Origin of the sequence: Enterobacter sp. JMULE2 (assembly GCF_013337145.1) — a bacterium.
GTDB lineage: Bacteria > Pseudomonadota > Gammaproteobacteria > Enterobacterales > Enterobacteriaceae > Enterobacter > Enterobacter mori.
In genome coordinates, this window is record NZ_SGWD01000014.1 from 372,331 (window position 1) to 398,776 (window position 26,446).

Sequence of the window (26,446 nt, forward strand, 5' to 3'; positions counted from 1 at the left end):
TTTAGTGGATTGCCGCAACACGGGATCTCAATTCGGAATTGTGGCATAATGCCGTGTTTATCACACTTTTCGCAGGAATCTCCCCGTGTTAGTTACCAGCAACGTCACTATGCAGTTTGGCAGTAAGCCGCTGTTCGAAAACATTTCCGTCAAATTTGGCGGCGGCAACCGTTACGGCCTGATTGGTGCCAACGGTAGCGGAAAATCCACCTTTATGAAAATCCTCGGCGGTGACTTAGAACCGACGCTCGGCAACGTGTCGCTCGACCCTAACGAGCGTATCGGTAAGCTGCGTCAGGATCAGTTCGCCTTCGAAGAGTTCACCGTGCTCGACACCGTGATCATGGGGCACGCGGAGCTGTGGGAAGTGAAGCAGGAGCGCGATCGCATTTACGCGCTGGCCGAAATGAGCGAAGAAGACGGCTATAAAGTGGCCGATCTGGAAACGCAGTACGGCGAGATGGACGGTTACTCTGCGGAAGCGCGCGCGGGCGAGCTGCTGCTGGGCGTAGGCATTCCCGTTGAACAGCATTACGGCCCGATGAGCGAAGTGGCGCCAGGTTGGAAGCTGCGTGTGCTCCTGGCACAGGCGCTGTTCTCTAACCCGGACATCCTGCTGCTCGACGAACCGACGAACAACCTGGATATCGACACCATCCGCTGGCTGGAGCAGACGCTGAACGACCGCGACAGCACCATGATCATCATCTCGCACGACCGTCACTTCCTGAACATGGTCTGTACGCACATGGCGGATCTGGACTACGGCGAGCTGCGCGTCTACCCGGGCAACTACGACGAATACATGACGGCGGCCACCCAGGCGCGTGAACGTCTGCTGGCGGATAACGCCAAGAAGAAAGCGCAGATTGCTGACCTGCAGTCCTTCGTCAGCCGCTTTAGCGCCAACGCCTCTAAGTCGCGTCAGGCGACCTCGCGTGCGCGTCAGATCGACAAAATCAAGCTGGACGAAGTCAAAGCCTCCAGCCGTCAGAACCCGTTCATCCGCTTCGAGCAGGACAAGAAGCTGTTCCGTAACGCGCTGGAAGTGGAAGCCCTGGCAAAAGGCTTTGAGAACGGCCCGCTGTTTAAAAAATTCAACCTGCTGCTGGAAGTGGGCGAGAAGATTGCCATTCTGGGTGCCAACGGCGTGGGTAAATCCACCATGCTGAAAACCCTGGTGGGTGAACTGCAGCCGGACAACGGCACCGTGAAGTGGTCTGAAAACGCGCAGATTGGCTACTACGCGCAGGACCATGAATACGAGTTCGAAAACGACCTCACCGTCTTTGACTGGATGAGCCAGTGGAAGCAGGAAGGCGACGACGAGCAGGCGGTGCGCAGCATTCTGGGTCGTCTGCTGTTCAGCCAGGACGACATCAAAAAGCCGGCTAAAGTACTCTCCGGTGGTGAAAAAGGCCGCATGCTGTTCGGCAAGCTGATGATGGAAAAACCAAATATCCTGGTGATGGACGAACCGACTAACCACCTGGATATGGAATCTATCGAATCGCTGAACATGGCGCTGGAGATGTATCAGGGTACCCTGATCTTCGTCTCTCACGACCGTGAGTTCGTCAGCTCGCTGGCGACCCGCGTGATCGAAATTACGCCAGAGCGCGTGGTGGACTTCACCGGTAATTACGAAGACTACCTGCGCAGTAAAGGTATCGACGGCTAATTTCCCGTCGTCTTTCACGCTGCAGATGCGTTGGCTGCACCTGTTCACCCCGGTCACTTACTTATGTAAGCTCCCGGGGATTCACAGGTTTGCCGCCTTCCTGCAGCGCGAAATACCTAGGGAAAGGCGTCGTGCCTTTATTCCCTCTCCCCGTGGGAGAGGGTTAGGGTGAGGGCATCAGGCCGCACTACACCACCCACTCGTTCCCTTCAACCCCGTTCACCAGCAGCCTGCGTTTTTCCCCCGCCGGTAACGACACCTTCAGCGCTTTCCACGCCGGACGGTAATCCCCGCGCGCGTTGACCTTCAGGTTGATGGTTGCGCCGTCGCACACCATTTCCCACTCCACCCACAGCGCATCGCCGTTCTGGTAGCCCCAGCTTTCGCCGTCGTCTTCAAACAGCATCCCGGTGGTTGTCCCGACGCCCTTCAGTGGGAACAGCTTCAGCTCGCGGGTAATGTCTTTTTCTGCGGATACGTGGGTGATACGCTTGCTGAGCGGCAGGCCGGCACCGGCGCGCACCAGCAGCGGCAGTTTTTCCAGCGGCGCGTCGAGAACAATCGACTGGCCGCCCGCATACCACGCGTGGGTGTAAAAATCGTACCAGCCGGTGGCGTTATCCGGCAGCCAGACGCGGCGCTCGCGCTGTCCGGCCTCCACGACGCTGGCGACCAGCAGGTCGCGACCCAGCAGGAAGTCATCACACTCCTCAAACGTCTGCGCATCGTGCTCGTGGTCGAGGAAGGTCGGGCGCAGCATCGGCTCGTCGTCGGCGTGCGCCTGCCAGAGCAGGGTGTAGAGGTACGGCAGCAGGCGGTAGCGCAGCTCCACCGCGCCGCGAATGGCTGGCGTGACGCCCGGGTACATCCACGGCTCGTTCACGGTATGGTCATCGTTCCACGAGTGAATGGTAAAGCGCGGATGCATCACGCCGTTCTGCACCCAGCGCACGAACAGCTCGGCGTCTGGTTTGTCGCCGGAGAAACCGCCGACGTCGTGACCGACGTTGAACAGGCCGGACAGGCTCATGCCCAGCCCCATGCGGATGTTATAGCGCAGGGTGTCCCAGTTGGTGCGGTTGTCGCCGCTCCAGGTCTGGACGTAGCGCTGCATCCCGGCACAGCCGGAGCGGGAAATCAGGTACGGACGCTTTTCCGGCGCGAAACGCTGCTGCGCTTCAAGCGAGGCGCGCATCATCAGCAGCGGCATCACCGGGCGAATGTGCTTGATGGCGATCTCCTCGCCGAAGCCAAAGCAGCGCGCTTCCCCGTCCCACACTTCATACTCGTTGTTGTCGTTCCAGGTGGAGTCGATACCCATCTCCAGCAGCTGCGTGGTGACGCCGTTCTGCCACCACTGCACCGTCTGCGGGTTGGTAAAGTCGAGGTGCGAGCCTTCGTCATCCCAGAAGCTGGAACGTTCCGGCGCATCGGTTTCTGAATCGCGAATAAACAGTCCGCTCTCCGCCACTTCGTTATAGCGCGGATGATCCTGCAGCAGGCACGGCTTGATGTTGGCCGCAAGCTTCAGCCCCGCGTCGTGGAATGCCTGGCTCATCACCTTCGGCTGCGGCACCTTGTCATGGTTCCAGTTAAAGACGTAGCGCTTGCCGTTGATGGAGGTATAGCCGGAAGAGAGCTGGAACGAGTCGCACGGAATGGCGTGCTCTTCGCACAGGCGGATGAAGTTCATCAGCTGGTTTTGCGCGTCCGGCGCGTCGGTGTAGTGCATGGTCGAGCCGCTGTAGCCCAGGCTCCATTTTGGCCCGAACAGCGTTTTCCCGGTCAGGCGAACAAAGGCTTTGGTGACGTCCAGCACGCGCGTGCCGGTAAAGATGTAGTAATCGATATCGCCCGCTTCCGCCTGCCAGCGACGGTAGGCGGTGTGGTAGTTGTCGATTTCGTTACCCAGATCCAGCCAGCAGCTGCTCAGGTTGTCGTAGAACAGGCCGTAGCTGACGTCGTCGCGGCGGGCGATGGTGAACGGGATGTGCTTGTAGAGTGGGTCGGTGCTGGCGGCGTTATAGCCCATTGCGTCGAGGTTGCGCATCTCGTAGCGTTTACCGTTGCGCTGCAGATCGCCCGCTTTCTCGCCCAGGCCGTAGAAACGCTCGTCCTTACGACGGCTCAGATAGTGCGCCACGCCGTCACCGTGGGCGTTCAGCAGGTAGGCGCTGGTCGGACGGTCGTTGACTAGCGGCTGCCACTCGCCCGCGTCATTGCGGTAGTGCCACTCCAGCCACAGCGGCTGGTGGACGGTCACGCGCAGCCGTTCGGTTGCCACGGTGAGCGTCTCACCTTGCTGCGTTAGCGTCCAGGCCGGGCAGGAGAAACCGCTTATGTCGTCACGGCGGCGGCCCTCCCAGGGTACGTCTTTTTCCGGCGCGATGCTCCAGGTGCGGTCCAGCGCCAGCTCGCCTTTGCGTTTGATCAGCACGCGGAACAGGTTCTCTTCCAGCACATACAGGCACAGGCGGTGCTGGTTATCGACCAGCAGTTCCAGATGATTTGCTGACTGTTTATCTACGGTCCAGTTTTTCAGGGTTTTCATATGCAATACATCCACTATCAGGCGCGCTTGGCGCGACGTTCAGCAATAAATGCTACCAGGAAGACAGCGCCAATCAGGTCAAAGAAGCCCATGGCAATAAAGAGCGGGTTAAAGCCGATTTTGTCGGCGGTCACACCGATTAATAGCGAGAACAGGAAGCTGGCGATCCACGCCGCCGAGCCGCGCATGCCGTTGACGGTCGCCATCTGGCCTTTGTCGAACGACTCCACGACCAGGGCGCTCAGCATGCAGGAGATGATCTGGTGCCCGAAGCCGCCGATGGAGATCAGCACGATGGTGATATACGGGTCGCGTGTGATGGCCACGATGCCCAGCGAGATCATCAGGAACGCGCCCGTCACGGAGCTGGCAACGACCGAGTTAACGCGGGAGCAGCCGAACAGACGGGTGTACAGACGCGTCAGGTAGCCGCTCGCCACGCTGCCGAGGTCGGCGGCGAGGAACGGCAGCCAGGCAAACATCGCAATTTGCTTCAGATCCATGCCGTGCTCTTTGGCGAGGTACAGCGGCACCCAGAAGCTCAGCACCGCCCAGGCCGGTTCCGCCATAAAGGCCGGGATGGCAATACCGTAGAAGCGTTTGTTTTTCGAAACGGTTTTCAGCGCGGTCAGGAAGGGCAGTCTCACCGCAGGCGGTTCGTTATCCTGCTTGATAAACGCCAGTTCGTCCTTGCTCAGGTTCGGGTGCTGCTCCGGGTTGTGGTAGAACGCCCACCAGAGGATCACCCACAGCAGCGCCAGCACGCCGGTAAACATAAACGCGCCCTGCCAGCCGAACGAGGCGTGAGCAAAGTAGATGATAGGCGGGGCCAGCATCGCGCCGATGGAGAAGCCCACGCCCGCCCAGCCTGCGGCAACGGGACGTTCTGATTTCGGGAACCATTCGCCGATGGTTTTGGCGTTCGCCGGGGTAGCGGCGGCCTCAGAGGCACCCATAAAGAAGCGCAGAATCGCCAGGTGCAGCCAGCTTCCGGCGCCCGCATGGAAAATACACATCAACGCCCAGATCCCGGCGCAGACCATAAAGCCAATTTTCAGGCCGATAACGTCAATCAGCCAGCCGCACAGGGGCTGGAAAATGGTGTAGGCGATCTGGAACGCGCCGACGATCCAGGAGTATTGCTCGGTGGTGATGCCGAGGCTCTCTTTCAGTTCCGGGGCGAGGATCCCGAGCGAGTTTCGGGTGATGTAGTTAACGGTGACGCCAAGTAAGAACAGCACCAGCACGTACCAGCGCAGGTTCTTGATGACGCGACGGGTTTTGCTTGTCGCAACGGTGTTATTGATGTCCTGACTCATTTTACTCTCCACAAGACGGACGGTAAGGGGACGGAGGTTCAGGTGTCACACGGATTGTTATGGCTTTGATTTCTATCCGTTTAAACTGCTTAAGTTGGTATACAACTAGTATGGAAGTTGTGTGACAAGTTCACCTTAAGGGAGAAAATGAGCAGGCAATAGTGGATTTTGTGCAAAATTTCTCATAACTGACGAAATGCCTCTGGCATGATGGTGTTTATGTCAGTTATTGCCTGACCAATACGCTATGAAAAATTTTTCATTTCGCAAATGGAGCCAGATCACAAAATGGACAAAAGGCTAAAAATCACCGAAATCGCCGCCCGTACGCAGCTCTCCATCAGCACCGTGTCGCGGGTGCTGGCGGGGAAAGCGAATACCAGTGAAAAGGCGCGCGCAAAGGTGCTGGCATGCGCCCGTGAGCTGGGTGTGATGGAAGGTATGGCGGCGGGGCGGTTGCTGCTCAATAGCCTGGTGGTTTTTGCCCCCCAACGCGCCTTCGACGAGCGGTCCGACATCTTTTACTACCGTGTGATCCAGAGCGTGAGTAAAGGCCTGGCGTCCCACGATGTGCGACTTCGCTACTGCGCGCTGGAAGAGAACGACAGCGACGCGCAGCTTTTTCTGGCACGCATGAATGAAGCGGACACCCAGGCGGCAATCCTTCTTGGCATCGACGATCCGCACATTCACGATCTGGCGGTAGATGTGGGTAAACCCTGCATGCTGATTAACTGCCGCGACCGCCACATGCGTCTGCCTGCCGTTGCGCCGGATCATCGCGCCATTGGCGAGCGGGCGGCGGAGTACCTGTTCGAGATGGGACACCGTGAGGTGATGAACGTGCTGTGCCTGCGTCGCTACACCATGGAGCTGCGCCTGTCGGGGATCCGCGACGCCTGGCAGTCCCATAACCTAAAGTTCAACGACAAGCGGGATCTGCTGGTGGTGCCCAGCTTCAGCGCCAAAGAGACGGAACAACTGGTCAGCGAGTGGCTTAACCAGCAGAAGGGAAAGGATCTGCCGACGGCGTTTCTGGTCGGCGGCGACTTTATGGCGGCGGGCACCATTAGCGCATTACAAAACCACGGCCTGCGCGTGCCGCAGGACGTGTCGGTGATGAGCATTGACGGGTTTAACCTGGCGGTGATTCAGGATGTGCCATTAACGGCGGTGCATGTTCCCCGCGATGAGCTGGGAACCGAAGCGGTGCATATGCTCCAGCAGCGGCTGATGCGCCCGAACGCGCCGGTGGGGACGTTACTGCTCAACGGTACGTTGACCGTTCGGGATTCGGTACGGCGGATACGTCAGGGGAAACGACGCACCGCCGTGGAGCGGGAAGGGCTGTACGACAGTTAGACCATGCCCAGCGCGCGTTTGCCGTGGATATTGAGATCGTTCACGGTAAAGCGGTCCTGCCAGCTCTTTTCATAATCCTCGCGCGGGAAATCTCCCGGCGACGCACCGGTTTCCAGCGCTTCCTTGACCTTTTTCGCGTAGGCGAGGTTCTTCTCGCACATCGGCGCGGCAGGGATGTACATCACGTTGCCCCAGCCCTGCTGATTCTCCACCGGCGCGACGGAGTGGATCACATCGCAGTGCCACCACACGGAATCGCCCGCCTCAAGTGCCGGAATGCTGCTTAATGCCTCGATGAGCAGCGGGTGCCACTTCTCGGAAACCGGCAGCACGCGGCCCGGTGCCACGCCGCACAGCTCGTCTTCCGGCACGTCGTCCAGCAGCGGGCGCAGCAGAATGTAGGCCATCGCTTCCGGGATCGGCACCACGTGCAGCAGCCCCTGACCGGGGATCATGTCCGACAGCGCCGTCCAGCCCTGGAAGGTGCGGAACACCGAGCATTTGGTGGTGTTATCGACGGTGTACTCTTCCACTTCAGTACGGTGCGCGGCGTTCCACGGATCGTACTTATCGACGTTGCCGTCAAACACGCGGGCGAACACCTGTTGATAAGCCGGAAGCAGCCAGCGCTCCAGCGCGCCGGAGTCGGTATGCGCGCCCAGTCCTTTCGAGGTGGTTCCCGGCGGACGGCGGCGGATACGGTCCGGGTAAATCACGCTCACGTCCGGGTCGAACCACTGCTTGCCGTTGCTCTCGAATGTCCATAAACGGTTCAGGAACGACTGCACTTGCGCCATCTCTTCGCTCTGGCGCGCCTGCATTTGCGCCTGAGACCAGTAAATCGGGTAAATCTCCGGACGAGAGGCCGTTAAGGTGCCGAAGAAGTTATCGCCTGGGCCTTTGTACACGTCGTCAAACGTGTTGAGATCGAGGTAGTCGAGCATCGACTGATCCCATGCCAGCGCCTGCCCGCGCGGGAAATGACCTTTAATCACCGCGCAGCCGCGGCGTTTAACGGCCTCGCGCTGAGCGTCGGTGAGGGTGCCGTTTTGCACATCCGCGAACGGGATCACCGGCCAGACGGTTTCGCCTTTGTTCTTAAGAGCGTTGATTTCCGCCACGCGGGTGGCAATTTTATCGCTGAGTTTATTAAACACCGCCTGCACGTCGCCGATCTGCGCACGTAACTCACGTTTTAACTGACGGATTGCCGCTTTGTGATCCGCTGGCAAAGTTTCACTGGTAAAGGTCATAACTGCCTCGCATCTTTCATTCGAAAGTAAAAATATCTACAAGTGATACTTTAAGTTAAAATTAAGTTAATGCAAGTTTAAAAACTTGACGCAAGCCACAGGACGGAAAAAGAGTGAGAGGCCGGAGCAAGGCTCCGGCGGGGAGAGGATCAGGCGTCGAACGGGGAGTGGTTGTCGAGCACGGCCTGAATGACGTTCAGCGCGCCCTGATGGTTGTTGTCGTCGGTGCTGTAGCGGCTGATTTCTTTGATGTTTTCCGCCGCGTTACCCATCGCAAAGGAATATTTCACCAGCTTTAGCATCTCGGCATCGTTGCCGCTGTCGCCAATGCCCACGCATTCCTGCGGGGAGATTTTCCAGCGTTTCAGCAGGCGGCTGATGCCGTTGGCTTTGTGCAGACCGGGGATAATTAAATCCACAAAGCCAAAGCCGCTGGTGACCGGCTTCATGATGCCGTCCAGGGAGACGTGAAGTTTATCCACCAGATCAGGGATATCGCTGTCCGGCAGGTTCAGGGAGAACTTAAACAGCACGTCGTCAATGTCGCGGTAATCGCTGATGCGCTTAAGGCGGTGGTAGTGCTTAGACATCAGCGCCACGAACGCTTCAGGGGCCTGGTCGCTCACATAGGCACTTTCCAGCCCGCAGGCCACGAAGTTCAATCCTTTGTCTTTCAGCAGTTCGCCAATGACGATTTGTGATTCATGACGCGTCAGTTCTCCGTGGAAAATCTGTTCCCCGCGATCGAACACCAGCGCGCCGTTTTCCGCCACGAAGGAGATCTGCTCTTTCAGCTCCGGGAAGAAGGAGATGAGCTGGTAATACTGGTTGCCGCTGGCGACAACGAATTCAATGTTTCGAGCCTTAAGCTGTTCAAACTGTGCCTGGAAGCGGTCTCGATCGTACTGCTTGGCATCATCAAGGAAAGTTCCGTCCATATCGGTGACGATAACTTTAACGGTCATACTGTGCTCCTGGGTCACTGCGTTTTGAAACATTCTAATAACAAGGTGACGGGGAGCACAAATTTAATTTCGAATGAAAGTCAGAAAGCCGGGTGGCGGCTTCGCCTTACCCGGCCTACGGAGGGAGGAGTAGGCCCGGTAAGCGTAGCGCCACCGGGCTTTTTTTACAGCGTATGCTCGGTACGGGCAATAATATCGTCCTGCGCATCCGGCGACAGGGCGGTGAAGAACGCCGAGTAGCCCGCCACGCGCACCACCAGATCACGATACTGGTCAGGATGTTTCTTCGCTTCCAGCAGCGTATCGCGCGAGACGATGTTGTACTGGATATGCCAGCCCTTATGCACCTCGAAGAAGGTGCGCAGCAGCACCATCAGCTTCTGGCGATCGCTGTCGTTTTCCAGCGTCGACGGGTTCAGCTTCTGGTTAAGCAGCACGCCGCCGAGAATCGCCTCGGTAGGCAGTTTACCGACTGAGCCAATCACCGCCGTCGGGCCGAGGTGGTCCGTACCGGAAGCCGGGCTTGCCCCTTCCGCCAGCGGGGTGTGCGCCTTACGTCCGTCCGGGGTGGCCATTGTCGCTGCGCCAAACGGCACGTTTGCGGAAATAGAAGAGGTGCCCGCGTAGTAGTTACCGCCAATCGGGCCGCGGCCGTAGCGCGGGTTGTGGTACTGCTTCAGCTCTTCAATGTAGGTCTGATAGGCGCGCGTCAGCAGCATATCCACGCTGTCGTCGTCGTTGCCGTACTTCGGCGCGCCGTTGATCAGACGCTGGCGCAGCTGTTCGTGGGTCAGCCCCTCGAAGTCATCCGCCAGCGCGGCCGCCAGCTGCTGTTGACCGATAGTGCCCTGCTCGAATACCAGCTTTTTCACCGCTGCCAGGCTATTGCCGAGGTTGGCGATGCCCACCTGCAGGCCGGATACCCAGTCATACTTCGCGCCGCCCTGCTTGATGCTTTTCGCGCGCTCGATGCAGTCGTCCACCAGCGCCGAGCAGAGAATATCGTGGACGTTCTCTTCCAGCATGGTGTCCACCACGTACTCAATCTCGATGGATTTGCGGGTGTAGTAGCGGATCTGGCTGTCCCAGGCCGCCATCACCTCCTCGAAGTTGTCGAAGTTACCGGCAGAGAGCGCTTTCTCCTGCGGGAGGAACACCTTGCCGCTGGTGGCATCGCGGCCGCCTTCCAGCGCGGCGAGCATCACGCGGGCGAAGTTGATAAAGCTCATGCCGGTGCAGCGGTAGCCCCACTTGCCGCCCACCGCGGTTTCGATGCAGCCGATGGCCGCGTAGTCGTAGGCGTCGTCTCGTTCAACGCCGAGCTTGATGAATTCCGGGATCACGATTTCATCGTTATTGAACGCCGGCATCCCGAAGCCGCAGCGGATCACCTGCACGCAGGCGTCGAGGAAGTCGTTGCTCATGCCCGCATGGTAGCGCACGCTCAGGTTCGGCTGGGTGGAGCGCAGGCGACCGCAGGATTCCAGAATCGCGTAGGAGAGCGGGTTCACCGCGTCCATCGGCTCGCCGTTGACCAGCTTCTGGCCGCCGATGGTGACGTTCTGGTACAGCGGGCTGCCGGCGGAGGCTTTAGAGTGCGAGCCGGAGCGGATCTTGTTCACTTCCAGCAGCTTCAGCCAGCAGCTGTGCAGCAGCTCAATGGCGTGCTCGCGGTCGAGGCTCTGGTCAAGCTCCACGTCGCGACGGTAGTACGGATAAAGATACTGGTCCATACGCGCGAAGGAGACGGAGTGGCCGTTGGACTCAATCTGCAGGATCAGCTGAATGAAGTAGCACAGCTGCAGCGCCTGCCAGAAGGTTTTTGGCGGCTCGTGGGCGATTACGTCACAGTTTTCCGCCATTGCCAGCAGCTCGTCGCGGCGGCTTACGCGGGTTTCGGTCGCGGCCATTTCACGCGCCAGATCGGCAAAGCGTTTGATGTGCAGGCTCACCGCCTCCAGCACGATATCGATCGCTTTCAGGAACTGGTCGCCGTGCAGGTCTTCCAGCACCGTCAGGTTGATGCGCGAGCGGCGCTCGGCCACTTTGGCGCGCAGGCCGTCGAGACCTTTCTCCAGCACCAGCGGGAAGTTCACCGCCAGGTGCGCGTCGCCGGAGGTCATGTTGCCTTCGGCTTTGATAATGCCGGTTTCCAGCAGGCCTTTCTGCTCGTCGGTGAACATGCCGTAGCAGCGATCCTGCACCGTCTGGCCGCGCCACCACGGGCAGATGTCATGCAGGACGCGCTTGTTCTCTTCGCTTACCGCAAAGCCCGCGCCCGGGCGATCCGCCAGATCGTCGATCTCTTTCTCAATCCAGGAGACGGTATATTCCGGGAAGATCGGCGCGGCGCGCACTTCACTTGCCTGGTTACCGATGATCAGCTCGTCGTGTTTGATCCAGATGGTGCGCTCGGCCAGGTGATGCGCCAGCGCCAGGGCGCGACGCACCGGGATCGGCTTGTCCATGTGCTGCTGATACATTTCGGTGTAATGCTGCGCGCGCTCGGTACAGACCGGCGGCTTGACGATATGTACGAGGGCCGTTTTGTGCGCTTTAATGCGCTCGCTGAGGGTGTTGAGATTCAGGGTCGTCATAAGTTTATCCTCGTAAGGTCGCGGTTAACCCTTTCTGGCAGGCGTACTGCTGCGCGAAGTCCAGCAGGGCAGGGTTATCCAGCGGTTTGTCAGGGGCAGAGTAGGGTTGGCCGAGCAGGGTGTATTTGTTCATGCCCAGCGTGTGGTACGGCAGAAAATGAATATCCTCGACGCCGAGCTCGTCGGCAGCGAAATTGGTAATGGCGGTAACAGAGGCTTCATCGGCGTTAAAGCCCTGGATCAGCGGCACGCGGATGGTGATTTTTTTCCCGGCACCGGCCAGGCGTTTCAGGTTATCCAGGATCCGCTTAGCCGAACCGTCCGTCCACTGCTTGAAAACTTCAGCGTCGACATGCTTCAGGTCGGCGAGGAAGAGATCGACGTAGGGTAATGACGGCTCGATATAGTGCCACGGCACGTGAAGGCACGTTTCCACGGCGGTGTGGATCCCCTGTTCGTGGCTGGCTTTAAACAGAGCGTGCGCCAGCTCAGGGTTCATAAACGGCTCGCCGCCGGAGAGGGTTATGCCGCCGCCGCTGCGGTCGTAGAAGGGTTTGTCGCGCAGTACGGTCGCCATGACCTCGTCGACCTGCTGTTCTTCACCGCAGACGGTCAGCGCCTGCGTCGGGCAGCAGTCGGTGAGGGCATTAAGCGTCTCTTCACTCAGCTTTTCGCGGTAAATGACCAGGCCATTCAGCGCACGTTCGATACAGCCCGGTGCCGCCTGCTGGCACAGGTCGCAGCCGTCCAGGCACAGGCGCGCATCAAACAGCACGTCCCGGCTGCGGGAGCGGCTTTCCGGGTTCTGACACCAGCGACAGCCCAGCGAGCAGCCTTTGAGGAATACCACGGTACGAATACCGGGGCCATCGTGGGTAGAGTAACGCTGAATATTGAAGATCATGATTTTGCCTCTCATCTTGCATATGAAGATTAAATGACTTTCGAATGAAAGTTATCTTGATGCAGGTCAACTACTGAGCAGGTTTTATCGTGATAGGGTAAGTGCAGGCTAATTTTGAGGGTGACATCATGGAACTTTATCTCGACACATCTGACGTTGCGGCAGTCAAAAAGCTGGCGCGTATCTTCCCGCTGGCGGGCGTGACCACCAACCCAAGCATTGTGGCGGCAGGTAAAACGCCGCTCGATGTGCTGCTGCCTGAACTGCACGACGCGTTGGGCGGTAAAGGCCGTCTGTTCGCCCAGGTGATGGCGACTACCGCTGAAGGGATGGTGGAGGACGCGCGCAAGCTCCGCGCCATCATTAATGACCTGGTGGTGAAAGTGCCGGTGACCGCAGAGGGGCTGGCGGCAATCAAGATGCTAAAAGCGGAAGGGATCCCGACGCTGGGTACGGCGGTCTACGGCGCCGCGCAGGGTATGCTCTCCGCGCTGGCGGGGGCGGAATATGTGGCGCCTTACGTTAACCGCGTGGACGCGCAGGGCGGGGACGGGATCCAGACTGTTGTGGAATTACAGCAACTGCTGACGCTGCACGCCCCGCAGTCAAAAGTGCTGGCCGCGAGCTTCAAAACGCCGCGTCAGGCGCTGGACTGCCTGCTGGCAGGCTGCGAGTCCATCACGCTACCGCTGGACGTGGCGCAGCAGTTTATTACCTCTCCGGCCGTGGATGCGGCGATTGTGAAGTTTGAGCAGGACTGGCAGGGGGCGTTTGGACGGACGTCTATCTGATGCTGTTGCCGGGTGGCGCTCACGCTTACCCGGCCTACGTTCGAGCCGTTGTAGGTCGGGTAAGGCGGAGCCGCCACCCGACTTTTTATTTGCTACAAACCTCACACCCCGGGTTACGCATCAGCTTCATCTCACGGAACTGGCAGGTCATCGCGTCGTACATGACGATTTTCCCCGCGGCAGGCGTGCCGTAGCGCGCCAGGACTTTGATCGCTTCCATCGCCTGCAGTGAACCAATCACGCCGACCAGTGGCGCCATCACGCCCGCCTCAACGCAGGTCAGCGCGTTCTCGCCGAACAGGCGGCTCAGGCAGCGGTAGCAGGGATCACCTTCCGCGTACGTGAAGACGCTGATTTGCCCCTCCATGCGGATCGCCGCACCGGAGACCAGCGGAGTTTTGTGGGCAAAACAGCCTGCGTTTAACTGGTTACGGACGGCGACGTTGTCGGTGCAGTCCAGAACCAGGTCATGCTGCGCAATCTGCGCGGACAACGCGTCGTCATCCAGCATTGCGTCAATCAGAGTGAACTGAACGTTGGGGTTAATGCGCGCCAGCGCCGTGCGGGCAGAGTCCACTTTCGGCTGGCCAACCGTCGCATCGCTGTGCAGCGTCTGGCGCTGCAGGTTGGACACCGATACGTTATCGAAATCCAGCAGCGTCATCCTCCCCACGCCTGCCGCCGCAAGGTACTGCGCGGCCGCGCAGCCCAGCCCGCCAAGACCAACAACCAGCACGCTGGCCGCCTTGAGCGCTTCCTGGCCCTCGAAATCAAACCCGCGCAGGATAATCTGGCGGTTATAGCGCAGCATCTCCTGGTCGCTCAGCTCCACCGTCATGTCAGCCTCCGAACAGGTGGTTAAAGCGCTCGATCTCAACCCATTCGCCTGCTTCCACATTGCCACGCTCGCGCTCCAGCACGATAAAGCAGTTGCCCTGGCTGAAGGAGCTGAAAATGTGCGAGCCCTGGTGCCCGGTGGTGCTCACTTCGAGCTCACCGTCCGCGTTGCGCGCCAGAATGCCACGCTGGAAATCGAGACGGCCCGGTGATTTTTTCAGGCGCGTGGCGGCACGCACGCGCAGGCGTTCCGGCATCGGGTTAGCCTTGTTGCCGGAAAGCTTCGCCAGCAGCGGGATCACCAGCTGGTAGAAGGTGAGTGCCGCAGAGACCGGGTTACCCGGCAGGCCGCAGAACCAGCTGTGCGTGAGCTTGCCAAAGGCGAACGGTTTGCCCGGCTTGATAGCCAGTTTCCAGAAGGCGATTTCGCCCAGCTCTTCAAGGATGGTTTTGGTGTAATCCGCTTCACCCACGGAGACGCCGCCAGAGCTGATGACCACGTCGGCTGCGTTATCCGCCTCGATAAACGCGGCGCGCAGTTTTTCCGGATCGTCAGGAATGATGCCGAGATTAATCACGTCGCAGCCCAGCTGCTCCAGCATCAGGTGTACCGCCAGGCGGTTGGTGTCGTAAATCTGGCCGTCCTGCAGCGGCTGGCCCGGAAGCTGCAGCTCGTCGCCAGTGGAGAAAACGGCAACGCGCACTTTACGGATAACGTCGATTTCAGCAACGCCGAGCGACGCCAGCACCGGCAGCTCACCTACCGTTAGCTTCTGTCCGGCAGAAAAGACCGTTGCGCCAAGGGTGATATCTTCGCCCGTGCGGCGAATGTTCTGGCCCGCTTTAACGTTCGCGGTAAAACGCACGCCGTCGTCGGTCTGTTCGGTCTCTTCCTGCATCACCACGGCGTCGCAGCCAGCCGGAACGGGCGCACCGGTCATGATGCGCACGCAGGTACCCGCAGGCCATTCACCGCTATATGGCTGACCCGCAAAGGCTTTACCCGCCACCGGCAGGGCGTTACCCGTCTGGAGATCCGCCAGGCGCACCGCGTAACCGTCCATCGCGGAGTTATCAAACCCCGGCACGTTAAGCGGAGAGACAATATCGCGCGCGGCAATACGGCCAAAACAGCGCACAAGCGGCAGCGTTTCAACCTCATGCAGTGGGGTAATGCGGCCAAGCATCTGCGTGAGTGCCGTCTCAAGCGGCATCAGTCCGGCGGTAAAATCCATGGTGGGCTCCTGCGGAGTAACAACGAAAACGCCCATTATGGCAGAAAAGTGCGGCTAACTGTATGACCCGATGGGTGTACGCTTTACATCACAGTTGCGTCTTTCTATATTCAAAAATCATCTGAAGTTTCATCGACGATAATGATATTTATAGAAAAAGCCGCAAATCAGGCTAACGGGTGATGCGAAATGGTTAATGCGGTAATCGCAATTCATGGTGGCGCCGGGGCAATCACCCGTGCACAGCTCAGTCCCGAGCAGGAAAAGCGCTATATTGACGCGCTATACGCCATTGTGGAAACAGGCCAGCGGATGCTGGAAGCGGGCGATAGCGCGCTGGATGTGGTCACCGAGGCGGTGCGCCTGCTGGAAGAGTGCCCGTTGTTTAACGCGGGGATCGGTTCGGTCTTTACCCGGGATGAAACGCACGAGCTGGATGCCTGCGTGATGGACGGTATTACCCTGAAAGCGGGCGCCGTGGCAGGCGTCAGTCGTCTGCGCAACCCGGTGCTGGCGGCACGTCTGGTGATGGAAGCGAGTCCGCACGTCCTGTTGACGGGCGAAGGGGCAGAGACGTTTGCCTTCGAACACGGAATGGAGTCGGTATCGCCCGATCTTTTTTCCACGGAGGAGCGCTATCAGCAGCTGCTGGACGCGCGTACGGCAGGCAAGACGCAGCTTGACCACGCCGCGCCGCTGGATGAAACCACCAAAATGGGCACGGTCGGCGCAGTCGCGCTCGATAAAGCCGGAAACCTCGCGGCGGCAACGTCAACGGGCGGGATGACCAACAAGCTGCCGGGGCGCGTCGGCGACAGCCCGCTGCCCGGCGCAGGGTGCTATGCCAACAACGCCACGGCCGCCGTGTCCTGTACCGGAACCGGCGAAGTGTTTATTCGTGCTCTCGCGGCCTATGACATCACCGCGCTGATGGATTATGGCGGATTAAGCCTGAGCGAGGCCTGCGAGCGCGTGGTAATGGAAAAACTCCCCGCGCTTGGCGGCGTCGGCGGGTTGATTGCGGTGGATCGTGAGGGCAACGTGGCCCTGCCGTTTAACAGCGAAGGGATGTATCGCGCCTGGGGCTACGCCGGTGATGAGCCCAGTACGGGGATCTATCGTGAATAAGGGGGCAAAACGTGCCGCACAGTGAAGAGCTGGACAACCGCCAGGTATTGGCTGTCCATCAGCTGAATATTGCGTTTCAGGAGGAGCGGCAGTTCATCCCCGCAGTACAGAATTTATCGTTTTCGCTGCATCGCGGCGAAACGCTGGCCATTGTCGGTGAGTCTGGTTCCGGTAAATCGGTTACCGCACTGGCATTGTTGCGCCTGCTGGAGCAAACGGGCGGGCAGATCGGCAGCGAGAAAATGCTCCTGCGCCGCCGTAACCGTCAGGTCATTGATTTAAATGAACTGAGTGGTTCGCAGATGCAGGGCGTGCGTGGGGCGGATATCGCCATGATTTTCCAGGAGCCGATGACCTCGCTGAACCCGGTTTTTCCGGTGGGCGAGCAGATTGCCGAGTCCATCCGCCTGCATCAGAGGTTAAGCGGCGATGAGGCGCTCCTCGAAGCGAAGCGGATGCTGGAGAGGGTGCGTATTCCTGAAGCGCAGGCCATTCTGGGGCGCTATCCGCATCAGCTGTCCGGGGGGATGCGCCAGCGCGTCATGATTGCGATGGCGCTCTCGTGCCGTCCGGCGGTGCTGATCGCCGACGAGCCGACAACGGCGCTGGATGTGACGATTCAGGCGCAGATCCTGCAGCTGATCAAAGTGCTGCAGCAGGAGATGGAGATGGGGGTGATTTTTATCACCCACGACATGGGCGTGGTGGCGGATATCGCCGACCGCGTACTGGTGATGCACCAGGGGCACGCCGTAGAGACGGGTACGGTTGAGCAAATTTTTCATGCGCCTGTTCATCCTTACACCAAAGCGCTGCTGGCGGCGGTGCCGCGTCTTGGGGCGATGAACGGCAGCGATTTACCGCGCCGTTTTCCGTTGATGGCTCAGGGCGAGGCGGGCATGCAGACGGCCGAAACCGAGCAAGATACAGTGGTGCCGGGCAGGCCCATTCTGGAAGTCCGCGATCTGGTCACGCGTTTTCCGCTGCGCAGCGGCGTGTTCAATCGCGTGAAGCGCGAAGTCCATGCGGTGGAAAACGTCAGTTTTGATCTCTGGCCGGGCGAAACGCTGGCGCTGGTGGGGGAGTCGGGCTGCGGAAAATCCACGACCGGACGCGCGCTGCTCAGACTGGTGGAGACCCAGGCCGGGACCATTACCTTTAACGGCGAACGTATCGACACCCTGCCAGACAGCAAGCTGCAGGCCGTGCGCCGGGATATTCAGTTTATTTTCCAGGATCCGTATGCTTCTCTCGAACCGCGTCATACGGTGGGGTATTCGATCATGGAGCCGCTGCGGGTACATAACCTGCTCGACGGGGACGCGGCGCAGCGTCGCGTGGCCTGGCTGCTGGAGCGCGTCGGGCTGAAGCCTGAACATGCCTGGCGTTATCCCCACGAGTTTTCCGGCGGGCAGCGACAGCGCATTTGCATTGCGCGGGCGCTGGCGCTGAATCCAAAAGTGGTGATTGCGGATGAGTCCGTTTCGGCACTGGATGTCTCTATCCGCGCGCAAATCATCAATTTATTGCTCGATTTACAGCGGGATATGGGCATTGCCTTCCTGTTTATCTCACATGATATGGCGGTGGTGGAGCGTATCAGCCACCGTGTTGCGGTGATGTACATGGGGCAAATTGTTGAGATTGGCCCGCGGCGGGCGGTATTTGAAAACCCGCAGCATCCTTACACCCGCAAGCTGATGGCCGCTGTGCCGGTTGCCGATCCTGCGCATCACCACGCCCAGCGCGTGCTGCTGCAGGATGAAATGCCGAGCAATATTCGTAAACGGGGCGAAACCCTGGAGCGCGTTACGCTTCGGGAAGTCGGTCCCGGTCATTTTGTCGCACCACCGCGTCAGGACAATGCATTCTCGCGGTTATAACGTACACCAGGCAGGAGAACACAATGGTTAAATTTGTTGCTCGTACATGGCTGTTAGCCGCGAGCGTGACGGCGGCGCTGGCCGTCGCCCCCGCGTTCGCTGCCAAAGACGTGGTCGTGGCGGTCGGCTCTAATTTTACGACGCTCGATCCGTATGATGCTAACGACACGCTGTCGCAGGCGGTGGCGAAATCGTTCTACCAGGGGCTGTTTGGCCTGGATAAAGAGATGAAGCTCAAAAACGTGCTGGCGGAGAGCTATACCGTTTCGGACGACGGGCTGGTGTATACCATCAAGTTGCGTTCCGGCGTGAAGTTCCAGGACGGCACGGATTTCAATGCTGAAGCGGTAAAGGTCAACCTCGACCGCGCCAGCAACCCGGAAAATAGCCTCAAGCGCTATAACCTTTATAAAAATATCGCCAGTACCGAGGCGGTCGACCCGGCAACCGTGAAGATCACCCTCAAAGAGCCGTTCTCCGCGTTTATCAATATCCTTGCGCATCCGGCAACGGCAATGATTTCGCCAGCGGCGCTGAAGAAATACGGCAAAGAGATCGGCTTCCACCCGGTAGGCACCGGCCCGTACGAGCTGCTTACCTGGAATCAAACCGATTTTGTGAAGGTGAAGAAATTCGCCGGATACTGGCAGCAGGGCTTGCCGAAGCTCGACACCATTACCTGGCGCCCGGTGGTGGATAACAACACCCGCGCGGCGATGCTGCAAACCGGTGAAGCGCAGTTTGCCTTCCCGATCCCGTATGAGCAGGCAGCGCTGCTGGCGAAAAACAGCAAGCTGGAGCTGGTTGCCAGCCCGTCAATCATGCAGCGCTACATCAGCATGAACGTCACGCAAAAACCGTTCGATAACCCGAAGGTGCGTGAAGCCATCAACTATGCCATTAACCGCCAGGCGCTGGTGAAAGTGGCCTTTGCGGGCTATGCCACTCCGGCGACCGGCGTGGTGCCGCCAGCTATCGCCTATGCGCAAAGCTACCAGCCGTGGCCTTACGATCCGGCCAAAGCGCGCGAGCTGCTGAAAGAGGCGGGCTTCCCGAACGGCTTCAGCACCACGCTGTGGTCGTCGCATAACCACAGTACCGCCCAGAAGGTGCTGCAGTTTACCCAGCAGCAGCTGGCGCAGGTCGGCATCAAGGCGCAGGTGACCGCGATGGATGCCGGACAGCGTGCGGCAGAAGTGGAGGGCAAAGGGCAGAAAGAGAGCGGCGTGAGGATGTTCTACACCGGCTGGACCGCCTCTACCGGTGAAGCCGACTGGGCGCTGTCACCGCTGTTTGCCTCGCAGAACTGGCCGCCAACCCTGTTCAATACCGCGTTCTACAGCAATCCGCAGGTGGATAAAGACCTCTCTGACGCGCTGAAAACCACTAAGCCTGAGGAGAAAGCGCGGCTGTATAAAGATGCTCAGGATATCATCTGGAAAGAGTCGCCGTGGGTGCCGCTGGTGGTGGAGAAACTGGTCTCAGCCCATAACAAAGCGCTGACCGGGTTCTATATCATGCCGGATACGGGCTTTAGCTTTGACAACGCGGATTTAAAATAACACTCATGCTGAATTATGTTTGTAAACGCCTGCTGGGGCTTATCCCGACGCTGTTGATTGTGGCGGTGCTGGTGTTTCTGTTTGTCCATATGCTGCCGGGGGATCCGGCGCGGCTGATTGCCGGGCCCGAGGCGGATGCGACCGTTATTGAACTGGTGCGCAAGCAGCTGGGTCTCGACAGGCCGTTGTATATGCAGTTCCTGCACTATATGGGCAACGTGCTGCAGGGCGATTTTGGCACCTCGATGGTGTCGCGTCGCCCGGTGTCGGAAGAGATTGCCAGCCGCTTTATGCCGACCTTTTGGTTAACCCTTGCCAGCATGGGCTGGGCGGTGGTGTTTGGTCTCGGTGCGGGAATTGTCGCTGCCGTCTGGCGCAACCGCTGGCCGGATAAACTGGGTATGGCGCTGGCGGTGACCGGCATCTCCTTCCCGGCATTTGCCCTCGGGATGCTGCTGATGCAGATCTTCTCCGTGGAGCTGGGCTGGCTGCCGACCGTGGGCGCGGATACCTGGAAGCACTACATTCTCCCATCGATGACCCTTGGCGCAGCCGTGGCGGCTGTGATGGCGCGCTTTACCCGTGCCTCGTTTGTCGACGTGCTGAGCGAAGACTACATCCGTACCGCGCGGGCGAAAGGGGTCAGCGAGAAGTGGGTCATCCTCAAGCACGGTTTTCGCAACGCGATGATCCCGGTAGTCACGATGATGGGGCTGCAGTTTGGCTTCCTGCTGGGCGGCTCTATTGTGGTGGAGAAGGTCTTCAACTGGCCGGGGCTGGGGCGTCTGCTGGTCGATTCGGTCGACATGCGCGATTATCCGGTGATTCAGGCGGAAGTCCTGCTGTTCTCGCTGGAGTTTATTCTTATCAACTTAGTGGTGGACGTGCTTTACGCCGCCATTAACCCGGCCATCAGGTACAAGTAAGATGCGATTGTTGAACTGGCGTCGTCAGGCCGTATTAAATGCTATGCCGGGGCTAAAGCCGGAGCACATCCGCACTCCGTGGTCTGAATTCTGGCGGCGTTTTCGCCGTCAGCCTGTCGCGATGACGGCGGGGCTGTTTGTTTTGCTGCTGATTGTGGTGGCGATCGTTGCGCCATGGGTCGCGCCGTTTGATGCGGAAAACTATTTTGACTATGACCGTCTGAACGACGGGCCGTCGATGATGCACTGGTTCGGCGTGGATTCGCTCGGGCGGGATATCTTCAGCCGCGTGCTGGTGGGGGCGCAGATCTCGCTGGCCGCCGGGGTCTTTGCGGTGCTGATCGGTGCGGCGATAGGCACGGTTTTGGGTCTCGTCGCCGGGTATTACGAAGGCTGGTGGGACCGCATCATCATGCGCATCTGCGACGTGCTGTTTGCCTTCCCCGGCATTCTGCTGGCGATTGCCGTGGTGGCGATCATGGGCAGCGGCATGGCGAACGTCATCATTGCGGTCGCGGTCTTTTCGATACCGGCTTTCGCCCGCCTGGTGCGCGGCAACACGCTGGTGCTGAAACAGCAGACCTTTATCGAATCCGCCCGCAGTATGGGGGCCAGCGATGCCACCATCCTGTTCAGCCATATTCTGCCGGGTACGGTGTCGTCCATCGTGGTCTATTTCACCATGCGTATCGGCGTGTCGATTATCTCGGCGGCCAGCCTGTCGTTTCTGGGGTTAGGGGCGCAGCCTCCCACGCCGGAGTGGGGCGCGATGCTGAACGAGGCGAGAGCAGATATGGTGATTGCACCGCACGTGGCGATCTTCCCAAGTCTGGCGATTTTCCTGACCGTGCTGGCGTTTAACCTGCTGGGGGACGGGCTGCGCGACGCGCTGGATCCGAGGATTAAGGGGTAGGGCAGTGGAATGTGCCGGGTGGCGGCTACGCCTTACCCGGCCTACAAAAGGGAAGCGGGGTGTTTAAACCCGGCTACCCCACAGGTCATACTCATCCGCGTTTTCAACCTTCACGCGAATAATATCACCCGGCTTAACGCTGGTTTCCCCGTTCAGGTACACCGCGCCGTCGATTTCAGGGGCGTCCGCCATGCTGCGGCCAATCGCGCCTTCTTCGTCCACTTCGTCGATAATCACCAGAATTTCGCGGCCCACTTTTTCCTGCAGACGCTCAGCAGAGATCTGCTGCTGCAGCTGCATAAAGCGGTTCCAGCGCTCTTCTTTCACCTCTTCCGGTACCTGGTCCGCCAGCTCGTTGGCGGTTGCGCCCTCTACCGGGCTGTACTTGAAGCAGCCTACGCGGTCCAGACGGGCTTCTTTCAGGAAGTCGAGCAGCATCTGGAAATCTTCTTCGGTTTCACCCGGGAAGCCGACGATGAAGGTGGAGCGCAGGGTCAGATCCGGACAGATTTCACGCCACTGCTTGATGCGCGCCAGCTGGCGGTCAACGGAGCCAGGACGCTTCATCAGCTTCAGAATACGCGGGCTGGCGTGCTGCAGCGGGATATCCAGGTACGGCAGAATTTTGCCTTCCGCCATCAGCGGGATCACATCGTCAACGTGCGGATACGGGTAGACGTAGTGCAGACGCGTCCAGATACCGAGCTTCGCAAGCTGCTCGCACAGGCCGACCATACTGGTTTTCACCGGCTCACCGTTGTGGAAACCGGAGCGGTGTTTCACGTCCACGCCGTAGGCTGAGGTGTCCTGGGAGATGACCAGCAGCTCCTTCACGCCCGCGTCGGCCAGACGTTTGGCTTCTGCCAGCACTTCACCGATTGGACGGCTCACCAGATCGCCACGCATGGACGGGATGATGCAGAAGGTGCAGCGATGGTTGCAGCCTTCGGAAATTTTCAGGTACGCGTAGTGGCGCGGCGTCAGCTTCACGCCTTGTTCCGGCACCAGGCTCAGGAACGGGTTGTGCTTGGGTTTTGGCACGTAGTGATGAACATGTTCCAGCACCTGCTCGTAGCTGTGCGGGCCGGTGATCTCCAGCACCTTCGGATGCACTTCGCGGATCTGATCCACTTTCGCGCCCAGGCAGCCGGTGACAATGACTTTGCCGTTTTCGGTCAGGGCTTCACCTATGGCTTCCAGTGACTCCTGAACCGCGCTGTCGATAAACCCGCAGGTGTTAACGATCACCATGTCGGCATTGTCGTAGCTTGGCACCACGTCATAGCCTTCGGTACGGAGTTCGGTCAGGATGCGTTCGGAATCCACCAGGTTTTTCGGGCAGCCGAGGGAGACGAAGCCGATTTTCGGCTGGTGCGTAACATTGCTCATAGGTTAAAAATTGTTCGGTTTTTGGAATGGTCAGGGCAGGGATTCTACAGAGTTTGGGGGGGAATTTGTACTGAAGAATTGTGCTCACGGCAGGTTTTCGGTGCCAACCGATTCTTCTGATTAAGAAACGATGTTTTGATTAGAACTAACGCCTATTTAATGTATGGGTATTGCTTGTAAAATGGCCTGGTGGATTATTTTTATAACAAGTAGAGGGACTTATGCAACAGTACAAAAGAGAATTTTCTGAACTTAGGCGGTCACTATGGCATCTGTAAACAGAGGCTGTATTGTTCACGGTAAAAATGTTGGGCTAGACGGGGATAAAACCTCTACAGGCTCACGATGCATAGCCGCACGCCCTGGTATGTCTGTCATGGGAAAGTGGAAACTCTATTTCGGCGATAAGACCACACCTTGCCCGAAATGTGGGAAAATCGGAGTCATTGTTAGTGGAGATCACCGACAAACGAACGGCGAAGCGGTCGCCGTTGATGGTTCAATCATCCATTGTGACTGTCCAAGTGGATCGAACTTCTTGATAGCCCCTGGCACTGTGGAGATCAGCGATCCGTTCGGTATGTCAGAACCTCCAGTAAACAAAGCTGTTGCCGTTGCTGCCCTTAGTGCTCTACCCGTTTTTGCAAAATCATGTTTGCGAGGTGAAGGCTGCACTGACGAAGGAGCTGATCAGGAATCTGTTGATAATTTCGGTCATGTTGGCTACTACCGAGCACTTCCTCAACCGGAACAAACAGAATCGGAACCCGTCCAACACGCGCAGGCTGCAAAGAAACTCAAACCAGCCGAACCGACTCCACCACCAGAAGATAACCGCCCGTGGTATAAGCGCCTTTTCAGTTCCTCGGATGCCCCCAAAGCGTCTGCGACCGCAGGGATGGCAACAGCAAGGGCCGCGACTACAGCAGGGATCGCCACTGATGCAGCAATTGAGGCCGGATACGCAGCAGTGCAGAAAATCGGAGGAAATCTTTCGACGGCTGGTCGCTGGATAGCCCCGAGTCCTCCAACCGTTTTTCTGTTTGGCATGTTCTACTCGCCAAAGCTCAACAGTGGCGAACAGGACTACATTGATAAAATGCGCCTTGAGCAGGCCGCACGGAATAAAGAAGATGTTCCGACCCGCGTTCGCTTTCGCTGGGAGGCTGACCAGTTCGGCATTATGAGGCCGAAAGGCTTCCACGTCAGCGCCAGAGGCGGACAGGATAAAGTGCCTGTGCGCATGCTTCAGAAGAACACCACCACCAGGAACTATGAGTTCTGGGAGGATGGCGCAGATAAGCCGACAATCGTTTGGACTCCTGACGAACCGGGATATTCTTCCCCGACTAACACTGGCAACCAGAACAATGTCTATATTCCTCCGAATGCACTGGTTTACCCGGAAAGTGAAATCAACAGCCCGTGGTCAACAGTTACCCCAGCACCGGGAGAACGTTCATTCCGGGATTATATTCTGGTGCATCCAGCAGGGACCTTTGATCCGATTTACGTCTATCTGAATGCGGATCACAAATACCACACGGCACCAAAAGGGACCCCACCATTACCAGCATTCCCTGATGCGAAAAGAGCACCACGTAAGACAGCTATTCAAGGTGGCGGACAACTTCGGGCAAGATGGAAAGATGCCAAAGGTAAAATTTATGAATGGGACTCTCAACATGGCACAGTCGAAGTTTATGACCGTTCGGGCCGTAACCATTTAGGCGAGTTCAATCACATAACAGGTGAGCAAACCAAGCCAGCAGATCCAACCAGAAAGGTAGAAAAGTGATGGTAATCTATTCTGTGGAAGTTTTTGATAAACAAAGCGAAGAATTGGTTTTAGAGGTTGAGATCCCTAAGAGCAAACTGAAAGGAGTTGCTGCTGTCATGGGGTGGGGGCCGGATGACGAAGATGCATTTGTCAAAGGCATCGCAGGGTTCAATGTTAGCCAAAAACAGGCACTGGATTTAGAAAATTTACTCGGCGAAAAATTCTATTCGAAAGACGTTATCGTGCAAATCGCTGGCGGGGAAACATCTTGAAGCGGTCATTCAGTGACTACACAGAAAACGAGTTCCTGTAGTTCGTCCGTAAACTCTTCAACGTTGCGGACACTTCAGAAAGTGAAGATATAAAAACATACTGGAGTTTAAGCGCCTGACCGAGCACCCTGACGGGTCTGACCTTATCTACTACCCCCGAGATGACCGTGAAGATAGTCCTTAAGGGGTGGTTAAAGAGGTTAAAGCTTGGCGTAAAGCTAACGGTAAACCCGGCTTTCGTGAAAATTTGCGGGAGACAGCATTAAAAATTGATTCAAGCGCCGGGTTTTTATTCCGGCTTTTTTTCGCCTAAGCCAGTCATACTGGGGATTAGAAAAAAGGCAGCAATGTATTATTTTAGACTTTTGGGCAGCCGAGGGAGACGAAGCCGATTTTCGGCTGGTGCGTAACATTGCTCATAGGTTAAAAATTCATCAATTATGGAGTTATCAGGGCGGGATTTTACAGCGTATCGCGGGGGATTTATACATTCTTTGCATGGCGGATGCGGTGAGGAAAGGTTGTAACATTGTAAAGAATGTTAATCAGTTAAGAATTATTGATCTCAGGCATTAAATTGTACAAAAAATGACCTTATTCTGAATGTGCAACATGACTGACAGAGGAGGAAATAGCATGTCCGTTGACAGACTGAAACGCGATCTGCTTAACAAGCTGATCAACGCCCGAATCGACCTGGCCGCGTATCTGCAGCTCAGGAAGGCAAAAGGCTATATGTCAGTCAGCGAAAGCGAACATCTGCGTGATAACCTGTTTGAACTTTGCAATTTCATGCGTGAAAAAGCACCGACCCTGAAAGCGGAATACGACGAAAGCGAGCTGATGGCGCTGCGCCGCGCCGCTGAGGTGCTCTCCATTGCAGGGGTATGTTTGATGAACGGACGCCACGACTGCCCGAATTTTATCGCTGTTAACGCGGAGAAGCTTGAAAACTGCCTGACAACGCTCTCTCTTTGCATCATGTGTCTGAACGAGCACGCGAAGCTTGCCCAGCACTGAGCCCGGGGGAGGCGACTCCCCCTTCTGATTAAGCTTTTGTAAAAGTGGTAACGCGCCCGAACGTTGTGGCTAATCTTT

The 26,446-nt window shown here is 57.9% G+C and carries 20 protein-coding genes and 1 pseudogene; 12 read left to right on the forward strand and 9 right to left on the reverse strand.

The features are described from left to right. Nucleotides 1-85 precede the first annotated feature (85 nt). A complete protein-coding gene (locus EXW94_RS17115) occupies nucleotides 86-1,681 on the forward strand; it encodes an ABC-F family ATPase (RefSeq protein ID WP_010428967.1) in 1,596 nt (531 codons plus the stop codon). 187 nt (nucleotides 1,682-1,868) lie between these two features. On the opposite strand, the gene EXW94_RS17120 is transcribed toward EXW94_RS17115, so the two are convergent. Together EXW94_RS17120 and EXW94_RS17125 are read right to left on the reverse strand one after the other, a co-directional pair. After that, entirely contained in the window at nucleotides 1,869-4,232 is a 2,364-nt protein-coding gene (locus EXW94_RS17120) for a glycoside hydrolase family 31 protein (RefSeq protein ID WP_174340606.1), read from the reverse strand. Between the two features lie 17 nt (nucleotides 4,233-4,249). Next, nucleotides 4,250-5,551: an MFS transporter gene (locus EXW94_RS17125; RefSeq protein ID WP_023335029.1), complete on the reverse strand. Its 1,302-nt coding sequence runs from the start codon at nucleotides 5,549-5,551 to the stop codon at nucleotides 4,250-4,252. A gap of 288 nt (nucleotides 5,552-5,839) precedes the next feature. On the opposite strand from EXW94_RS17125, the gene EXW94_RS17130 reads away from it, so the two are divergent. Further along, on the forward strand, nucleotides 5,840-6,913 hold the full coding sequence (locus EXW94_RS17130; RefSeq protein ID WP_174340607.1) for a LacI family DNA-binding transcriptional regulator: 1,074 nt from the start codon (nucleotides 5,840-5,842) through the stop codon (nucleotides 6,911-6,913). On the opposite strand, the gene EXW94_RS17135 is transcribed toward EXW94_RS17130, so the two are convergent. The 4 genes from EXW94_RS17135 to EXW94_RS17150 all read right to left on the reverse strand — a co-directional run bounded on the left by EXW94_RS17135 (nucleotide 6,910) and on the right by EXW94_RS17150 (nucleotide 12,632). After that, entirely contained in the window at nucleotides 6,910-8,166 is a 1,257-nt protein-coding gene (locus EXW94_RS17135) for a DUF1479 domain-containing protein (protein ID WP_174340608.1), read from the reverse strand. The genes EXW94_RS17130 and EXW94_RS17135 overlap by 4 nt on opposite strands. Before the next feature lie 149 nt (nucleotides 8,167-8,315). Beyond that, on the reverse strand, nucleotides 8,316-9,131 hold the full coding sequence (locus tag EXW94_RS17140) for a Cof-type HAD-IIB family hydrolase (protein WP_174340609.1): 816 nt from the start codon (nucleotides 9,129-9,131) through the stop codon (nucleotides 8,316-8,318). 164 nt (nucleotides 9,132-9,295) lie between these two features. Beyond that, nucleotides 9,296-11,728, reverse strand: coding sequence for a formate C-acetyltransferase/glycerol dehydratase family glycyl radical enzyme (locus tag EXW94_RS17145; protein WP_174340610.1), 2,433 nt, complete (start codon nucleotides 11,726-11,728; stop codon nucleotides 9,296-9,298). Between the two features lie 4 nt (nucleotides 11,729-11,732). Continuing rightward, entirely contained in the window at nucleotides 11,733-12,632 is a 900-nt protein-coding gene (locus tag EXW94_RS17150) for a glycyl-radical enzyme activating protein (RefSeq protein ID WP_174340611.1), read from the reverse strand. A gap of 128 nt (nucleotides 12,633-12,760) precedes the next feature. Between EXW94_RS17150 and fsa the strand changes: the two genes are divergently transcribed. Beyond that, nucleotides 12,761-13,423: a fructose-6-phosphate aldolase gene (gene fsa / locus EXW94_RS17155; protein ID WP_010428983.1), complete on the forward strand. Its 663-nt coding sequence runs from the start codon at nucleotides 12,761-12,763 to the stop codon at nucleotides 13,421-13,423. 85 nt (nucleotides 13,424-13,508) lie between these two features. On the opposite strand, the gene moeB is transcribed toward fsa, so the two are convergent. After that, nucleotides 13,509-14,261 (reverse strand): molybdopterin-synthase adenylyltransferase MoeB, encoded by a 753-nt coding sequence (moeB, locus tag EXW94_RS17160; RefSeq protein ID WP_174340612.1) that lies wholly within the window; start codon nucleotides 14,259-14,261, stop codon nucleotides 13,509-13,511. Nucleotide 14,262: 1 nt separating this feature from the next. Further along, nucleotides 14,263-15,495, reverse strand: coding sequence for a molybdopterin molybdotransferase MoeA (gene moeA, locus EXW94_RS17165; protein ID WP_174340613.1), 1,233 nt, complete (start codon nucleotides 15,493-15,495; stop codon nucleotides 14,263-14,265). Between the two features lie 189 nt (nucleotides 15,496-15,684). Here moeA and iaaA point away from each other — a divergent pair, with 189 nt between their 5' ends. Genes iaaA through gsiD form a run of 5 tightly spaced genes read left to right on the forward strand, consistent with a single transcriptional unit; the run spans nucleotide 15,685 to nucleotide 21,907 of the window. Further along, on the forward strand, nucleotides 15,685-16,623 hold the full coding sequence (gene iaaA, locus EXW94_RS17170; RefSeq protein ID WP_174340614.1) for a beta-aspartyl-peptidase: 939 nt from the start codon (nucleotides 15,685-15,687) through the stop codon (nucleotides 16,621-16,623). A gap of 11 nt (nucleotides 16,624-16,634) precedes the next feature. Then, nucleotides 16,635-18,506: a glutathione ABC transporter ATP-binding protein GsiA gene (gsiA, locus tag EXW94_RS17175; RefSeq protein ID WP_174340615.1), complete on the forward strand. Its 1,872-nt coding sequence runs from the start codon at nucleotides 16,635-16,637 to the stop codon at nucleotides 18,504-18,506. A 23-nt stretch (nucleotides 18,507-18,529) separates the two neighbouring features. Beyond that, a complete protein-coding gene (gene gsiB, locus EXW94_RS17180) occupies nucleotides 18,530-20,068 on the forward strand; it encodes a glutathione ABC transporter substrate-binding protein GsiB (RefSeq protein ID WP_174340616.1) in 1,539 nt (512 codons plus the stop codon). A gap of 5 nt (nucleotides 20,069-20,073) precedes the next feature. Continuing rightward, the gene (gene gsiC, locus EXW94_RS17185; protein WP_120158414.1) at nucleotides 20,074-20,994 is read left to right on the forward strand and encodes a glutathione ABC transporter permease GsiC; all 921 of its coding nucleotides are present in this window, start codon (nucleotides 20,074-20,076) and stop codon (nucleotides 20,992-20,994) included. 1 nt (nucleotide 20,995) lies between these two features. Beyond that, the gene (gene gsiD / locus EXW94_RS17190) at nucleotides 20,996-21,907 is read left to right on the forward strand and encodes a glutathione ABC transporter permease GsiD (protein WP_010429000.1); all 912 of its coding nucleotides are present in this window, start codon (nucleotides 20,996-20,998) and stop codon (nucleotides 21,905-21,907) included. 63 nt (nucleotides 21,908-21,970) lie between these two features. Here gsiD and rimO read toward each other — a convergent pair whose 3' ends face one another. Further along, nucleotides 21,971-23,296, reverse strand: coding sequence for a 30S ribosomal protein S12 methylthiotransferase RimO (rimO, locus tag EXW94_RS17195; RefSeq protein WP_126543519.1), 1,326 nt, complete (start codon nucleotides 23,294-23,296; stop codon nucleotides 21,971-21,973). Between the two features lie 265 nt (nucleotides 23,297-23,561). Here rimO and EXW94_RS17200 point away from each other — a divergent pair, with 265 nt between their 5' ends. The 4 genes and pseudogenes from EXW94_RS17200 (at nucleotide 23,562) to bssR (ending at nucleotide 26,368) form a co-directional block, all read left to right on the forward strand. Further along, nucleotides 23,562-25,094, forward strand: a complete 1,533-nt coding sequence (locus EXW94_RS17200; protein ID WP_174340617.1) for an S-type pyocin domain-containing protein — start codon at nucleotides 23,562-23,564, stop codon at nucleotides 25,092-25,094. Beyond that, nucleotides 25,091-25,348, forward strand: coding sequence for a hypothetical protein (locus EXW94_RS17205; protein ID WP_174340618.1), 258 nt, complete (start codon nucleotides 25,091-25,093; stop codon nucleotides 25,346-25,348). The genes EXW94_RS17200 and EXW94_RS17205 overlap by 4 nt, the downstream gene beginning before the upstream one ends. Further along, a pseudogene (locus tag EXW94_RS28075) lies at nucleotides 25,342-25,592 on the forward strand (bacteriocin immunity protein); the annotation flags it as partial. The gene EXW94_RS17205 and the pseudogene EXW94_RS28075, both read left to right, overlap by 7 nt. A gap of 392 nt (nucleotides 25,593-25,984) precedes the next feature. After that, nucleotides 25,985-26,368, forward strand: coding sequence for a biofilm formation regulator BssR (gene bssR, locus EXW94_RS17220; RefSeq protein ID WP_108415945.1), 384 nt, complete (start codon nucleotides 25,985-25,987; stop codon nucleotides 26,366-26,368). Nucleotides 26,369-26,446 lie beyond the last annotated feature (78 nt).

Excerpts from the sequence above, each read along its gene's own strand:
- EXW94_RS17120 (WP_174340606.1), bottom strand. The coding sequence starts at position 4,232 with ATGAAAACCCTGAAAAACTGGACCGTAGATAAACAGTCAGCAAATCAT.
- EXW94_RS17125 (WP_023335029.1), bottom strand. The coding sequence starts at position 5,551 with ATGAGTCAGGACATCAATAACACCGTTGCGACAAGCAAAACCCGTCGC.
- EXW94_RS17130 (WP_174340607.1), top strand. The coding sequence starts at position 5,840 with ATGGACAAAAGGCTAAAAATCACCGAAATCGCCGCCCGTACGCAGCTC.
- EXW94_RS17135 (WP_174340608.1), bottom strand. The coding sequence starts at position 8,166 with ATGACCTTTACCAGTGAAACTTTGCCAGCGGATCACAAAGCGGCAATC.
- EXW94_RS17140 (WP_174340609.1), bottom strand. The coding sequence starts at position 9,131 with ATGACCGTTAAAGTTATCGTCACCGATATGGACGGAACTTTCCTTGAT.
- EXW94_RS17145 (WP_174340610.1), bottom strand. The coding sequence starts at position 11,728 with ATGACGACCCTGAATCTCAACACCCTCAGCGAGCGCATTAAAGCGCAC.
- EXW94_RS17150 (WP_174340611.1), bottom strand. The coding sequence starts at position 12,632 with ATGATCTTCAATATTCAGCGTTACTCTACCCACGATGGCCCCGGTATT.
- fsa (WP_010428983.1), top strand. The coding sequence starts at position 12,761 with ATGGAACTTTATCTCGACACATCTGACGTTGCGGCAGTCAAAAAGCTG.
- moeB (WP_174340612.1), bottom strand. The coding sequence starts at position 14,261 with ATGACGGTGGAGCTGAGCGACCAGGAGATGCTGCGCTATAACCGCCAG.
- moeA (WP_174340613.1), bottom strand. The coding sequence starts at position 15,495 with ATGGATTTTACCGCCGGACTGATGCCGCTTGAGACGGCACTCACGCAG.
- iaaA (WP_174340614.1), top strand. The coding sequence starts at position 15,685 with ATGGTTAATGCGGTAATCGCAATTCATGGTGGCGCCGGGGCAATCACC.
- gsiB (WP_174340616.1), top strand. The coding sequence starts at position 18,530 with ATGGTTAAATTTGTTGCTCGTACATGGCTGTTAGCCGCGAGCGTGACG.
- gsiC (WP_120158414.1), top strand. The coding sequence starts at position 20,074 with ATGCTGAATTATGTTTGTAAACGCCTGCTGGGGCTTATCCCGACGCTG.
- gsiD (WP_010429000.1), top strand. The coding sequence starts at position 20,996 with ATGCGATTGTTGAACTGGCGTCGTCAGGCCGTATTAAATGCTATGCCG.
- rimO (WP_126543519.1), bottom strand. The coding sequence starts at position 23,296 with ATGAGCAATGTTACGCACCAGCCGAAAATCGGCTTCGTCTCCCTCGGC.
- EXW94_RS17200 (WP_174340617.1), top strand. The coding sequence starts at position 23,562 with ATGGCATCTGTAAACAGAGGCTGTATTGTTCACGGTAAAAATGTTGGG.
- bssR (WP_108415945.1), top strand. The coding sequence starts at position 25,985 with ATGTCCGTTGACAGACTGAAACGCGATCTGCTTAACAAGCTGATCAAC.